General features: G+C 34.1%; 14 protein-coding genes. 11 read left to right on the plus strand and 3 right to left on the minus strand.

From position 1 onward, the window contains the following. The first annotated feature begins 130 nt into the window (after nt 1-130). A complete protein-coding gene (locus ACQKP0_RS17365; protein WP_427407085.1) occupies nt 131-988 on the plus strand; it encodes a YtnP family quorum-quenching lactonase in 858 nt (285 codons plus the stop codon). A gap of 167 nt (nt 989-1,155) precedes the next feature. Here the strand turns inward: ACQKP0_RS17365 and ACQKP0_RS17370 are convergent, their stop codons facing one another. Next, nucleotides 1,156-1,476 carry a PepSY domain-containing protein gene (locus ACQKP0_RS17370; RefSeq protein ID WP_427407086.1) on the minus strand — a complete coding sequence of 107 codons (321 nt, stop codon included), beginning with the start codon at nt 1,474-1,476 and terminating at the stop codon, nt 1,156-1,158. 134 nt (nt 1,477-1,610) lie between these two features. Between ACQKP0_RS17370 and ACQKP0_RS17375 the strand changes: the two genes are divergently transcribed. From ACQKP0_RS17375 to ACQKP0_RS17400, 6 genes are all read left to right on the plus strand, one after another. Then, nucleotides 1,611-3,473, plus strand: a complete 1,863-nt coding sequence (locus tag ACQKP0_RS17375) for an LTA synthase family protein (RefSeq protein WP_427407087.1) — start codon at nt 1,611-1,613, stop codon at nt 3,471-3,473. A gap of 64 nt (nt 3,474-3,537) precedes the next feature. Beyond that, nucleotides 3,538-4,608 (plus strand): M42 family metallopeptidase, encoded by a 1,071-nt coding sequence (locus ACQKP0_RS17380; protein ID WP_427407088.1) that lies wholly within the window; start codon nt 3,538-3,540, stop codon nt 4,606-4,608. Between the two features lie 53 nt (nt 4,609-4,661). Beyond that, nucleotides 4,662-5,186 (plus strand): DUF84 family protein, encoded by a 525-nt coding sequence (locus tag ACQKP0_RS17385; RefSeq protein ID WP_427407089.1) that lies wholly within the window; start codon nt 4,662-4,664, stop codon nt 5,184-5,186. A 107-nt stretch (nt 5,187-5,293) separates the two neighbouring features. Then, complete coding sequence (locus ACQKP0_RS17390) at nt 5,294-5,800, plus strand: hypothetical protein (protein WP_427407090.1); 507 nt, start codon at nt 5,294-5,296, stop codon at nt 5,798-5,800. Nucleotides 5,801-5,821: 21 nt separating this feature from the next. Continuing rightward, nucleotides 5,822-6,133, plus strand: coding sequence for a thioredoxin family protein (locus ACQKP0_RS17395; RefSeq protein ID WP_427407091.1), 312 nt, complete (start codon nt 5,822-5,824; stop codon nt 6,131-6,133). A gap of 77 nt (nt 6,134-6,210) precedes the next feature. Then, on the plus strand, nt 6,211-7,008 hold the full coding sequence (locus tag ACQKP0_RS17400; protein WP_427407092.1) for a DUF1444 domain-containing protein: 798 nt from the start codon (nt 6,211-6,213) through the stop codon (nt 7,006-7,008). A 327-nt stretch (nt 7,009-7,335) separates the two neighbouring features. Here ACQKP0_RS17400 and ACQKP0_RS17405 read toward each other — a convergent pair whose 3' ends face one another. Next, entirely contained in the window at nt 7,336-7,908 is a 573-nt protein-coding gene (locus tag ACQKP0_RS17405; protein ID WP_427407093.1) for a YhcN/YlaJ family sporulation lipoprotein, read from the minus strand. 416 nt (nt 7,909-8,324) lie between these two features. On the opposite strand from ACQKP0_RS17405, the gene ACQKP0_RS17410 reads away from it, so the two are divergent. Both ACQKP0_RS17410 and murC read left to right on the plus strand, forming a co-directional pair. Next, nucleotides 8,325-11,015, plus strand: a complete 2,691-nt coding sequence (locus tag ACQKP0_RS17410) for a DNA translocase FtsK (protein ID WP_427407094.1) — start codon at nt 8,325-8,327, stop codon at nt 11,013-11,015. A 222-nt stretch (nt 11,016-11,237) separates the two neighbouring features. Further along, nucleotides 11,238-12,542 carry a UDP-N-acetylmuramate--L-alanine ligase gene (gene murC / locus ACQKP0_RS17415; RefSeq protein ID WP_427407095.1) on the plus strand — a complete coding sequence of 435 codons (1,305 nt, stop codon included), beginning with the start codon at nt 11,238-11,240 and terminating at the stop codon, nt 12,540-12,542. A 50-nt stretch (nt 12,543-12,592) separates the two neighbouring features. On the opposite strand, the gene ACQKP0_RS17420 is transcribed toward murC, so the two are convergent. Continuing rightward, nucleotides 12,593-13,708, minus strand: coding sequence for an aminopeptidase (locus tag ACQKP0_RS17420; RefSeq protein WP_427407096.1), 1,116 nt, complete (start codon nt 13,706-13,708; stop codon nt 12,593-12,595). Between the two features lie 382 nt (nt 13,709-14,090). Between ACQKP0_RS17420 and ACQKP0_RS17425 the strand changes: the two genes are divergently transcribed. Together ACQKP0_RS17425 and ACQKP0_RS17430 are read left to right on the plus strand one after the other, a co-directional pair. Further along, a complete protein-coding gene (locus ACQKP0_RS17425) occupies nt 14,091-14,582 on the plus strand; it encodes a DUF948 domain-containing protein (RefSeq protein ID WP_427407097.1) in 492 nt (163 codons plus the stop codon). 24 nt (nt 14,583-14,606) lie between these two features. After that, nucleotides 14,607-14,975, plus strand: coding sequence for a YtxH domain-containing protein (locus ACQKP0_RS17430; RefSeq protein WP_427407098.1), 369 nt, complete (start codon nt 14,607-14,609; stop codon nt 14,973-14,975). Nucleotides 14,976-15,043: the final 68 nt, after the last annotated feature.

Here is a 15,043-nt window from a genome sequence, read left to right on the forward strand (position 1 = left end):
TTGTCGTGTCTCCTTTATCTCAGTCGAAGACTACAAAATCCGTACGCTAGACCTGCGGCGCTTGCACTTTTCTAATTTGTTACCACTCCAATCTTCAGAATGTTACAATAAAATTGAGGAGGGATATAAGATGGAGAAATTAACGGTTGGAAATCTAACTATTCATTGGTTAAATGGCGGGGTAACTTTTTTAGACGGTGGTGCCATGTTTGGTGTGGTTCCTAAACCACTATGGTCAAAAAAATACCCGGTAAATGAGAAAAACCAAATTGAACTGAGAACCGATCCTTTATTTCTACAAGTGAACGGTAAGAATATTCTTATTGAAACAGGAATCGGAAGTGGAAAGTTAACAGATAAACAAAAAAGAAATTTTGGTGTTACAGAGGAATCTAGAATCGAAGAATCATTAACTGAGCTTGGTTTAACAACCTCGGATATTGATATTATTTGTATGACTCATATGCATTTTGATCATGCTAGCGGTTTAACAAAAGTGGAAAATGATAGGCTTGTTTCAGTATTTCCGAATGCAGTTATCTATACTTCTCGAGTTGAATGGTCGGAAATGAGGGAGCCAAATATTCGATCAAGAAATACATATTGGAAAGAAAACTGGGAACCTATTCAACATCAAGTAAAAACATTCGAAAATAGGATCACTATTGAAGATATGATCACGATGATTCATACCGGAGGTCATAGTGATGGACATTCGATTATTCTTATCGAAAGCAATGGGCAAAAGTTCATACATATGGCAGATTTAATGCCAACACACGCACATAAAAACCCATTATGGGTTTTAGCATATGATGATTATCCAATGACATCTATTTTCGCAAAGGAAAGATACATTCCGAAAGCAATTAATGAAGACACTTGGTTTATATTCTATCATGATGCCTACTATCGTGCACTTAAATGGGATTTAAACGGAAACATTATAGATGCAGTGAAACGAGATTTTAAAGAAAGGCTTTGTTAATGATTATTGTTGATAAAATTGCCTGTAGGGTATGCGTGAAGCGATTTCTATACGGAGTATAATTAGCTGAACGCATACCCTACAGGACTTTTTCGGAAGCAAAAGTATTGTTTAACAAAGCCTAAAGAAAAATGAAAGAGAGTGACCATGAAGTCACCCTCTTCCTCTTATGTAGCAGTTATAGGATAAATATCTAAAACACTGCCTGTATAGGCATCAGCAATGAATTCATATTGCTTTCTTTCTTCTTCAATACGGCACGTAATTCCACCACGATATATTTTTGTATGGATTGGGAACTTCACATAATCTTCTTTCGTTAATTGAATCCAGGAACCGTCAACAATGGTCGACTCTTTAAAAGCATTTTTCACTTTTGTTAACACCGTTTCACTTGAAATAAAGGTTTTACTTTTTACGGCTTCATTAATTAAATAACCGCTTACAGCACCAACAGCAACACCGGTAATAAATGTCTTCCAATTCATTATTTAAAACCTCCTATCTTAAATAGTTTACCACATCCATCATTTTCCCAATATTGAATTATTCAAAAATTGTTTGATTTAACTTGTAAAAAGTTATCTGTATTTTTAAAATGGAAAAGGAGAGGATGAATGAAATGAAAAAGTTGAATGGTTTTTCTCTTTTTATACTGGCAGTTGTTTTATTATGGATAAAAACCTTGGTGATTTATTTTTTTGAATTTGACTTAAGAACCGATTCTTTTCCAGGAACTTTAATATTATTGATTAATCCGATTGGATCTATTGTTTTTTTTCTTGGTTTAAGCCTTTTTTTTTCAAGTAAAATCAGGAAAACCGCTTTAATTATTTTTTACATACTATTATCGGGACTTTTATATGGAAATATTTTATATTACCGTTTTTATATTGATTTTATTACTGTCCCAGTTCTTTTTCAATTTCAAAATGTAGGAGGATTAAGTCAAAGTACACTTGAACTAATCCATTGGACCGATCCTTTTCTTTTTGTTGATATTGCTTTTTTAATTTGGGCTTTAATAAAACGGGCGGATAAAGGATTACATATTACAAAAAGGAAAAAGCGGTCAATAATGGGAGCAAGTATACTTTTGATAGGTGTAGTAATTATTGGCGGTCAATATGAAAATCCACGTTCATTAAAATCCTATGACCGAGAGTTATTAGTAAAAACACTAGGCAGCTTTAACTACCATATTTATGATATCCTCTTTAATTCAAAAGTGTTTGTAGAGCGGGCATTTGCTGATAGTGCAGATATTAAAGAAATTAACCAATATGTTGACGGTTTAAATAAGGATAAAAGTACCTCAACACTGAATGGTATTGCGAATGGGAAAAATGTTATATTGATTTCTTTAGAATCAACACAACAATTAGTCATTAATCGAAAAATAAATGGCGAAGAAATCACTCCGTTTCTAAATTCATTAATAAAGGAAAGCTCATACTTTCCTAATTTTTATCATCAAACTGCTCAAGGAAAAACATCAGACGCCGAGTTTATCATTGACAACGGTCTTTACCCGCTATCCGGTGGTTCAGTTTTTGTTAGAAGACCAAGAAATGAGTTTTACGCATTACCGGAAATATTAAAAGAGCAAGGTTATTATAGTGCTGTTTTCCATAGTAATGATGAAACATTTTGGAATCGAGAGAATATGTATCAAACCCTGGGGTATGATAAATTCTTTTCGAAAAAGTACTATAAAGTAACGGATGAAAACAGTGTGAATTATGGGTTAAAGGACATTCCATTTTTTGAACAGTCTATTCCATATTTAAAAAAATTACCTCAGCCTTTTTATGCTAAATTTCTAACATTAACCAACCATTTTCCTTTTTTACTTGAGCCAGAGGATCAATACCTTAATCAACATGAAGAAAATCCTGGTTTAGTAGAGCGGTATTTTCAAACGGTCCGATATGAAGATGAGGCAATTAAAACCTTTATTAAACTGCTTAAAAAGAATGGGCTTTATGATAATTCAATCATTATCTTATATGGTGATCATTATGGAATTTCGAAAAGCTATTATAAAGAATTAGAAAAGGTTTTAGGAAAAGAGATCACACCAAGCGAGCAGGTCAATCTTCAAAGGGTTCCATTGATTATTCATATTCCTGGACAAAAAGGGCAAATAATTAACACAATTGGCGGTCAAATAGATATTAGGCAAACAATACTTGATATTCTTGGAGATACGCCTCAGAAACAGATGATTGATTTTGGAAAAAGTTTATTATCAGATAATAAGAGGGATATCCTTATTTTCCGTGATGGCAGTTTTGTTACTGATAAATATACGTATACTGAAAATACTTGTTTTGATAAATCATCTGGTGAGAAAATTAAAATGAGTAAATGCACACCTTACTTTAATAGAGTTCAAGATGAACTAAATTACTCTGATAATGTCATTTTTGGAGACTTATTACGATTTAAATATGATCATTTGAATGATCAATCAGAAAACTAGAAAGCAGAGTGAAAGTTCTGTAAAATAGAGAGGTCCATAAAAAATTAGATTAGAGGGGTATTCCATGGAAAGAGAAACACTAGAGCTTTTTAAAACATTAACTGAATTACCTGGTGCGCCAGGAAATGAACATGCAGTTAGAAAATTTATGCGTTCTGAACTAGAAAAGTATGCGGATGAAGTCGTTCAGGACCGACTTGGCGGTATTTTCGGTGTCAAACGTGGGAAAGAAGATGGGCCAACAATAATGGTGGCAGGACATATGGATGAGGTAGGCTTCATGGTGACGTCTGTTACGGAAAATGGCATGATTCGTTTCCAAACCCTTGGAGGCTGGTGGAGCCAAGTGTTACTAGCACAAAGAGTTGAAATTTTCACCGATAATGGACCTGTTGTAGGAGTTATCGGATCAATCCCGCCACATTTATTAGATGATAATCAGAGAAATAAACCAATGGATATTAAAAACATGTTAATTGATATTGGTGCCGATAACCGTGAGGATGTAGAGCGAATTGGGGTTAGACCTGGTCAACAGATCGTTCCAATTTGTCCATTCACCCCAATGGCCAATGAAAAGAAGATATTGGCAAAGGCTTGGGATAACCGCTATGGGTGTGGACTTTCTATTGAGCTATTAAAGGAACTAAGAGGAGAAACCATTCCAAATATCCTCTATTCTGGTGCTAATGTTCAAGAAGAAGTAGGTCTGCGTGGTGCACAGGCTGCAGCCAATATGATTAAACCGGATTTGTTTTTTGCTTTAGATGCAAGTCCTGCAAATGATATGTCAGGAGATAAAAATGAATTTGGTCAGCTAGGAAAAGGGGCATTACTTCGGATTATGGATCGTTCCATGATCACTCATAAAGGTATGCGTGAACTGATTTTAGATACAGCTGAAAGCAATAATATTCCTTATCAATACTTCGTTTCACAAGGTGGCACAGATGCAGGACGGGTACATACCTCAAATGAAGGAGTTCCAAGTGCAGTAGTTGGAATTTGTTCTCGCTACATTCATACACATGCATCCATCATCCATATTGATGATTATGCTGCAGCAAAAGCTCTAATAGTTAAGCTAGTAAAATCTTGTGATCGATCAACTGTAAATACAATTCTTGCAAAATAAGGGGGAGCTAAAGCTCCTCTTTTTTAAATATGGATATCAAAAGGAGATACAGTATGAATATTGCTATAGGATCAACCAATCCAGCAAAGGTGAGGGCAGTAGAGGAAGCTTTCAAGCGAATGGAAAAAGAAATAATCGTGACTTCGCTAACTGTTCCATCAGGTGTAAATGAGCAGCCTTTTTCAGATGAAGAAACCATAGAAGGTGCGATTAATCGAGCGAAAAATTGTTTTCTGGAAGCTGATATCGAAATTGGAATCGGCCTTGAAGGTGGTGTTGTTGAGACTCAATATGGTTTATGTGTTTGTAATTGGGGTGCACTAGTGGAGCATGGAAAACCGCCTCTAATTGCAGGTGGAGCTAGAATTCCTTTGCCTGAAGAAATATCAGTCCGGTTAAGAAGAGGAGAAGAATTAGGACCGGTGATGGATGCATATTCAAAAGGAAAAAATGTTCGAAAAAAAGAAGGTGCAGTTGGAATTTTTACGAATGGGCTTGTGACACGAGATAAAATGTTTTTACATGTTATGAATCTTTTAATTGGGCAATACATATACAGAAAATCAATTTGTGATTAAAAGTCAATATACTATTCATTAAGAATTTTTCGAAAAATCCCTTGTCAAGTTTTGTCTAATTTCGTTAAAATGGTAGGGTAGCCTCACAAATATAGGAGGAAAGTTCTGTGCGAAAATGGATAGGTGGATTTTCTGTATTACTATTAATGGTTTTAATCATAGGATGTAGTCATTCTATCGAAGATGAACAAAAAAAGGCAATAAAAAATGCTGAGCAGGTTTTTAATAATAAAAAAGAAGACGTAAATGATGAATCAAAAGAAATTAAGTTTTATTTACCTTATGGTATGTCAATTAAAGATGAATTACAAAATAATGTTATTTTAGAAAAAGGCGGAAATGACTATATATTATTTTATAATCAAAATGAATCAAAGGATAGTCAAGTAGTTTATAAAATGTCGAGGCCGGAAAAAGGCATCATAGTTGATAAAACTTTTAATAAGAAAAATCAATTTGGATACTTAATTATTTCAAAAGTAAATAAGGAAACATATGAAGTGACGGTTGGAGTCGGTGGTGTTAAAATAACAACTGAATCAAAAATAAAAAAAATAGCCGATAATACAGAAATAATGATGAAGATCCTTAAATCTGTTCAAAAGAAAAAATAATAAAATTTTAGGAGGAAAAAAATGAATAAATTAACTTCGATTGAAGAATTTCAACAGTTAAAGAGTGAAGGAAAACATATATTTATGTTTTCTGCAAATTGGTGCCCAGATTGTCGTCTCATAGAACCAATATTGCCGGAAATTGAAGCTGAGAATAGTGAGTTTACATTCACTTATGTTGATAGAGATCAATTTATTGATCTTTGTGTTGATATGGATATTTTTGGTATTCCGAGCTTTGTTGCCATTGAAAATGGTAAAGAAATTGGACGTTTTGTCAGCAAGGATCGTAAAACAAAAGAAGAGATTGAGAATTTTATAAAAGAACTGTAATCCTTCATCTTTGAGGTGAAGGATTTTTTCATGTAAAATGTTTAGAGGCAACTGAACAAAAGGAGGGAAGAGCCTTAATGAAGATGGATACATTGAAAATGAAACGTGAGCTTGAAAGTCGCCTTCGGAATGAAAAACGGAGAATAACATATGATCGCGAAAAAGAAATGCTAAGATTTGAAAATATTGATACAGGCAAAGGGATTAATATCTCTCTTCCAAGTATTGTATCAAAATGGCATGAGCAAAAAGATAAAGCTATTGATGAAGTTGTTTACTATGTAGAAGAAGCGTTAAAGGTTATGGGGACAGAGCATGGAATGGGTGGAAAGGAAAATCGTATCTACCCAGTTATTCGTTCCACTTCCTTTCCTAAGGAATCATCTGAAGGAATTTCTTTTTTTACAGAAGAGCATACAGCTGAAACACGGATTTTCTATGCGGTAGATTTAGGAAATACGTATCGTCTCATTGATGAGCCTATGCTGCAAAAAGAAGGTTGGGATAAGGAAGAAATCAAACAAATGGCTCGTTTTAATCTTCGTTCCTTATCTACTGAAACAAAAAAGGATAATGTGGCGGGAAATACGTTTTATTTTTTGAATACGAATGATGGATATGATGCAAGTAGAATATTAAATGAGAAATTTTTAAAAAACATGTCTGAAAAAATTACTGGAGATATGACGGTATCAGTTCCTCATCAAGATGTTCTAATTATCGGAGATATTCAAAATGAGACAGGATATGATGTATTGGCACAAATGACTATGAGCTTTTTTACAAACGGACATGTTCCAATTACCGCTCTTTCGTTTATATACGAAGAAGGAAAGCTAGAGCCAATTTTTATTATGGGAAAAAACAAAAGATAAAAAGTCAGCTTTTTAAAAAGCTGACTTTTTTTTGCTGTTAAACAATGGTGTTTTTTAAATAGGCTCTTTTCTGCAACAATGTAAAAATCGGCAGTAGGATTTTTACAGTTATTTACTACTTCCATAAATGAGTATAGGATGATGAAAAGAGCACGAAGCCTATTTAAGGATTGGAGCTATATACGAAAAGCAACAATCTATGCGAAAACAGCCTTTAAATAAAACCCTGTATGGTATGTGTTCAGCTAGTTTTACTTCGTAAAGAAGTCGCTTTACACACACCATACAGGTCACTTATTAACAATAACTATTAACAAATCCTAATTTTTATCTTGCATTTGGGAATATCCGTTGAACGGTTTGATTAAATTGATTAAATAGACCGCTAACTGGATGTCCGCTGCGGATTTGGCTTACATAATCAGTTGTTCTATCATAGAAATCAGGATTTGTTGAGACATATACATTATCGATTCTATTATCTGCTTTTCTAACTTCCCTCGCAATTTTGTTTTCAACTGTACGTGTTAATTCATTACGAGCTCGGTTATTTAACATGACAGCTACATATGCATTCCGATTAGTGACAATTACATTTGCCCGATTGACCTCTTTTAATCTTGCTACCCTGCTCGCAGCTTCATCAGCTACTCTCATTTTGTTATTGACAGTACGAGTAGTACCGGGAGCAGGAGTAGTAGGAGTAGTAGTAGGACCAGTGCGTGGAGTGGTCACTAAATCCGGATTATAGTTAACATTTTGCGGATTTGTTGTTCGATCATTATTATAACGAACAGGATTAACATTGTTTCTTGTAGTTAAATTTTTATTCGTTGTTGCACATCCCATTAATAACCCTGATACTACACCTACACAAATAAAGGTTTTTGCAATTTTCATGATTAACGCCTCCTTTTTTTAAAAGTCAATATTAATTTTCCATTGAAAAAAATTTTTATGCTTAAAAATTGTAGGTTAATTTTTCTAGTTCCTTTTGCTTTAGGTAAGAAAGTATTAAATTTACTAAGGATATTAGGCATGAAAAGTGTCTGCTATGTCTAGTTCCAGCGCTTATCGGCTAGCGGATTTCTCCGTCTTCTCCCTACGATAAGCGGGCATCGACTCGTGTCCCTCGTCGTGTCTCCTTTATCTTACGAAATCCATTCGCTAAAACTGCGGCACTTGCGTTTTTCTAATATCTCTTAAAATTTCTCGATATTTTTCTTTTTACTTGTATAATGAAAAGGAGTTAGTTTTTTCGAGGTATACGAAAGATTTAATTCACTGCAATCCATTAAAGAAAGAGTGATTTAAAAATGAACTGGATTAAAAAAATAATGAATATCTTTACCGTTGAGGTAGAAGAGGAAAATATAGATAAAGAAAAAAATAAAATTAGTCAAACCAATACAAGTAGAAATATTGAAACACGAATAAAGTACCAATATCCTAAAGGGAATTTTCGCTTCCCTATGATCCCTGACGAAGTAAAAAGGAAGAAAAAAAATGATCTCACTCCAAAAAATGTGAACCGATCAAGTAAAAATGATCTAACTTCAAAAAATGTGATTCGATCAAGTAAAAATGAACATACTTCGATAAATCCAGCAGCAGAGATAACAAATAAAACCGTCATAAAAAGAAAAATTGAGCCAAAAATTACGCAGCCATTTAAACCAACTGAAATTCCTTCTCCAGTTTTTGGTTTTCAACGCCCGCCTCGTCCAGTAAAGGAAAAGGTTATTGAGTTGGAATTATTTAATAAAGAGAATCTTCATCTAACCGATGTGCCCCCATTAAAGGAGCCTTTATTAAATATGATAAATGCAAAAGATGAAAAACATATGCCTTTACAGGAAGAACAAACCTCACAAGTCGAATATCATGAAACTAATTTGGAAATTGAGAAAGTGAATGAAAAGGTTGAACTGGATGTAATTGAATTTGAATGTAAAATTGAGGAAATTGATATTCATACAAATGAACATTTTCAACTGGTTAATGATGAAAAAAATATAGTTGAAACCAAAATGGAAGAGGAACATGTATTAGAAGAAACAGAACCGATGCATATAGAAGAGGATTATGTATTAGAAGAAACGGAACCAATACATATGGAAGAGGAACATGTATTAGAAGAAACGGAACCGATGCATATAGAAGAGGATTATGTACTAGAAGAAACGGAACCAATACATATGGAAGAGGAACAAGTATTAGAGGAGACGGAACCAATACATATGGAAGAGGAATATGTATTAGAGGAAACGGAACCAATACATATGGAAGAGGATTATGTATTAGAAGAAACGGAACCAATACATATGGAAGAGGAAAATGTATTAGAAGAAACGGAATCAATACATATAGAAGAGGAATATGTACTAGAGGAAACGGATCTAAACCAAGTGGATCTAATTGAAAAAGAGGAGAAGCCTGCAAGATCACACATCCCATTTAATGTCATCATGTTAAAGCAGGATCGACAAAAATGGGAACAGAAGCAAATAAAAGAGACTCCTGTTCAAATGGAGGAAAAAGTATTACTAATAGATGATGAACTTGAAAATAAGAATTATCCGGCTTTTGCTTTTCCAGCTCCCCAATTGTTAGTGCCACCTATTAAAGAGGATCTAGATAATAATTGGATTCACGAACAAAGTACGATATTAAATGAAACATTATTAAATTTTAATGTAAGAGCGAAAGTAGTTAATGTAAGTCAAGGTCCATCAGTAACTAGATTTGAAATTCAACCTGAACCAGGTGTAAAGGTAAATAAAATTACTAATTTAAGTGATGACTTAAAGTTAAGCCTTGCAGCAAAAGATATTAGAATTGAAGCGCCAATACCGGGAAAACACACAATTGGAATTGAAATTCCAAATGTGAAATCCCGCCCGGTGATGATCAGCGAAATTATTTTACATTCGGAGTTTAAAGAAAGCCGATCACCTTTAACTGCTGCCTTAGGACTCGATATTTCTGGCAAACCAATTATTACAGATCTTAGAAAGATGCCACACGGGTTAATTGCAGGAGCAACTGGATCTGGAAAGAGTGTTTGTATTAACTCAATTCTTGTGAGTTTACTTTTTAAGGCTACACCAAAAGACCTAAAACTATTATTGATTGATCCAAAAATGGTTGAGCTTGCACCGTATAATCATATTCCACATTTAGTGAGTCCAGTGATTACGGACGTAAAAGCAGCCACAGCAGCTTTAAAATGGGCAGTGGAAGAAATGGAAAGAAGGTATGAGTTATTTGCTCACACAGGTGTGAGAGATATTCAACGCTTTAATGATCTAGCGGAAAGCAACCGACAGTTTAATGATAAACTTCCATACATTGTAATTATTATTGACGAGTTAGCAGATTTAATGATGATGTCCCCTGCAGATGTAGAAGAAGCTATTTGTCGTATTGCTCAAAAAGCACGTGCATGTGGTATCCATTTAATTATTGCAACTCAAAGACCATCGGTTGACGTAATAACTGGTCTAATTAAAGCAAATGTTCCAACGAGAATTGCCTTTTCTGTTTCTTCGCAAGTAGATTCGAGGACCATTATTGATATTAGTGGAGCGGAAAAACTGCTTGGACGTGGTGATATGTTATTTTTGGAAAATGGTTCTTCAAAACCTGTGCGACTCCAAGGGACATTTGTATCAGATGAGGAAATTGATCGAATTGTCCACCATGTTCGCCAAGAAGAAAGGCCAAATTATTTATTTGAGCAAGAAGAGCTATTAAAAAAGGCTCAAATTGAAGATGAAGAAGATGAGTTGTTTTTAGAGGCATGTGAATTTGTTTTTGATCAAGGGGGAGCATCTACTTCATTATTACAAAGAAATTTTCGGATTGGATACAACCGTGCAGCAAGATTAATTGAAATGATGGAGCAGCAGGGGATTATCTCTGAGGCAAAGGGAAGTAAGCCGAGAGACATTTTAATTTCTAGATCTGACTTAGACACTTTCTATAATTCTCATTCAATTGGATGATCTGTAATGAAGAAGTTACACATATCATAGTCATGAAATATAAAAAGTGCTATAATTATTGAATATGAACATTTATAATCAAATAAATTGTTCAATATATCCTTTATAAATAGGATTTTATACACTATACGATATAGAAACAATCTTTGCGAAAACTGGCTTAGCAAATGATATTTATATATCATATACTGTGTACATATAGACATTGTTGGAGGTTCTATTATGACTGTATACCATTTCGTAGGTATTAAAGGATCCGGTATGAGTGCATTAGCGCAAATACTACACGATATGGGTTATAAAGTGCAAGGATCAGATGTTGAAAAGTATTTTTTTACCCAAAAAGGCTTGGAGGAATCAGGAATAAACATACTTCCATTCCAGCGTGAAAATATTAAACCGGGCTTAGTTGTTATTGCAGGAAATGCGTTTCCTGATACACATGAAGAAATTGATGAAGCTTTTAAAAACGATATTCCAGTGATCCGTTACCATAAATTTTTAGGGGAATTTATGCAAAAGTTTACGAGTGTTGCTGTAACTGGAGCGCATGGTAAAACATCCACGACTGGATTATTATCACATGTTATATCCGGTTCAAAACCAACGTCTTACTTAATTGGTGATGGTACAGGACATGGTGAAAAGGGTGCTGAATACTTTGTTTTTGAAGCATGTGAATATAGACGTCATTTTCTTTCATACTATCCAGATTACGCGATAATGACAAATATCGATTTCGATCATCCGGATTATTTTGCAAATATTGAAGATGTATTTTCTGCCTTTCAAGAAATGGCCATGCATGTAAAAAAAGGGATATTCGCTTATGGTGATGATGAACAATTACAAAAGATACAAGCAAAGGTACCTGTCTTATTTTATGGATTTGGCGAAGAGAATGATTTTCAAGCAAGGAACATCGAAAAATGTGCAACAGGAACTAAATTTGATGTGCTAGTTCGCAATAATTTCTATGCAAGCTTTGAAATTCCAACGTATGGAGACCATAATGTTCTTAATGCCCTATCTGTTATTGCATTGTGCCATTACGAAGAAATTGATACAGATACAACCCAAGCTTTCTTAAAATCATTTCAAGGTGTTAAACGAAGATTTACTGAAAAACAAATTGGGTCACAAATTGTTGTCGATGACTATGCACATCATCCTACTGAAATTAAAGCAACGATTGATTCAGCAAAACAAAAGTACCCAGATCGAGAAATTGTTGTTGTTTTCCAACCTCATACATTTACTCGAACACAAACGTTCCTAACGGAATTTGCACAAAGCTTAAGTGAGGCTGATCATGTTTTCTTATGTGAAATATTCGGTTCTGCTAGAGAAATTCACGGGAAACTAACTGTTAATGATTTAAAAGATAAAATAGAAGGGGCACAAATTATACGGGAAGAAGATACGTCTCCTCTTCTAAAGCTTAAAAACAGTGTTATTTTATTTATGGGTGCAGGAGATATTCAAAAGTATCAACTTGCATACGAAAAGCTTCTAGAAAATGAATAATTTAAAATAAACAGGCTGCCTTAGGCAGCCTGTTTATTTACAAATAATTATCATTTCAAATTATCTGGATTTAAACATTCCAACTCGGGTAATACGAAAAGACCGTCTTTTCGTATAAGAACATCATCAAAATAAATTTCTCCACCTCCATATTCAGGACGTTGAATTAGTACCATATCCCAATGAATATTTGAGTTGTTTCCATTAGGGGCGATATCATAGCATTGTCCTGGTGTAAAGTGAATGCTTCCAGCGATTTTTTCATCAAATAATATATCTTGCATTGGATGAAGGATGAAAGGATTAACTCCAATTGCGAATTCACCGATATAACGTGCACCTTCGTCTGTATCGAAGATTTTATTAATTCTTTCCGTATCATTAGAAGTAGCTTCAATAATTTTTCCATCTTTAAACTTTAACACAACATTCTCGAAAGTGAATCCTTGGTATGGAGATGGTGTATTATATGTAAGAGTTCCGTTCACAGAATTACGAACTGGTGCAGTATACACTTCTCCATCAGGAATATTCAGACGGCCGGCACATTTTATCGCAGGAATATCTTTAATCGAGAAGACTAAATCTGTACCTGGACTTACAAGACGAACTTTATCTGTTTTGTTCATTAAAGCAACTAAGGAGTCCATTGCTTTGTCCATTTTACTATAGTCTAAATTACAAACATTGAAATAAAAATCTTCAAATGCTTCCGTACTCATTTTCGCTAATTGTGCCATTGCAGAATTAGGATAGCGAAGAACAACCCATTTTGTTTTCGGCACACGAATTTCTCTGTGGACTTTTTTACCAACTGTATTCCCTTCAATTTTCATTTTTTCATCCGGAACATCAGCATGTTCATTGATGTTATCCCCTGATCTTAAACCAATATATGCGTCCATTTTCTTCATAACTTCAGCTTCAAAATCAGCGATCATATTAAATTGTTCTTCCTGTGCACCCATTAAGAGAGCTCGGTCAACTTGATGGTCTTTTAAAGATACAAATGGGTATCCACCTGCTGCATATGCCTCCTTTACTAAGGCTATAACCAGTTCTCTTTGAAGTCCAAAGTTTTCAATTAAAACCTTTTCACCAGGCTGTAATTGGATGGAATAGTTTATTAAATTCTTAGCTAATTGTTCAATACGCGGATCTTTCACTTTGTTTTCCTCCAATATTCAATTTAGTACTATTTTATTGTACCTGTAATTCTCTCATTTGTTGAATTAAAAAGATTTATTAAGGAAAAGATTTTTAATCGAAAAATATTTGGCGAAAATGGTTGATTATGAGAAAATAGAGTTAGAAAACATATGTAAATGGTCGAAAAAATATTATGTGACTTTTTTACAGATGGCTTTGTTTTAGGTAACTGTTGATAAAATCCTCTGCAGGGTATACCTGAAGCGATTTCTTGACGTAGTAAAACTAGCTGAACGTATACCCTACAGATTTTATTAGAAACAACAATATTTTTTACAAAGCCATACAAATATAAAATTAAAAAGGGAATTGTTAGATGTACAAGGAGGGGTCGACCTAATGATTATTATTCTTTATTTAAGTGTTGCATTAATTGCAATCGCTTTTTTGATTTTTGTTATTAGTGTGTCGAAAACATTAAATTCAGTAAAAGACACATTAAATCAAGTTACCAAAACAATGGAGGGGTTAGAGGGCCAATTACAAGGGATTACTCGTGAATCAGAGCTGCTCTTACAAAAGACTAACGCCCTGGCAGAAGATTTTCAGAAAAAGGCAGAGAAGCTAAATACAGTTGTTAATGCTGCTCAAGATGTTGGGTCAACGATTAAATCTTTTAATTCAACAGTGAGAAAAGTAACGAATAATGTTTCCTATAAAATGGAACAAAATCAAGATAAAATAGCACAAGTTGTCCAATGGAGCAATGTTTTAAAAGAACTAAAGGATAAATGGGTAGAAAAGAAGGAAAAAAAGCTTAGTAGGCAAGAAGAAAAAAATAGGCTCGAAAATGAACCTCAATTAAGAGAAGTTAAGAGAGCAAGAAGTTAAAACATATTTTAAGGAGGAGTAAAAATGGCAAATAAAAATGAGACAAAACAAATGGATAATCAAGAGCAATTAAATAGAAAAGACTTTATTGCTGGTGCACTTATAGGCGGGATTGTCGGTGCAGTAACAGCTCTTCTTTTAGCCCCTAAATCAGGCAAGGAATTACGAAACGACTTGAGTGGACAAGTTGAGGCGTTAAAAGGAAAAACGGATCATTTACGCATTGCTGTTACTCAAAAAGGAAATGAATTGGCATCTGCTACAAAAGATAAATCAATTCTATTAAAGGATTTTGCAGTTGAAAAAGGAAACCAACTAGTTGGATCAATTAAGGATAAAAGTAAGGTTGAAAACAAAGTAGAAGAAGATACGTATGAAGAAGAGTTTATCTAATAAAATCGGAGGCTGACTGCCTCTGATTTTTTATTATGCTTCTAAGTTTTTTGAAAGGCTGTTTTTGC

This window comes from Heyndrickxia sp. NPDC080065 (genome assembly GCF_050281185.1).
GTDB lineage: Bacteria > Bacillota > Bacilli > Bacillales > Bacillaceae_C > Heyndrickxia.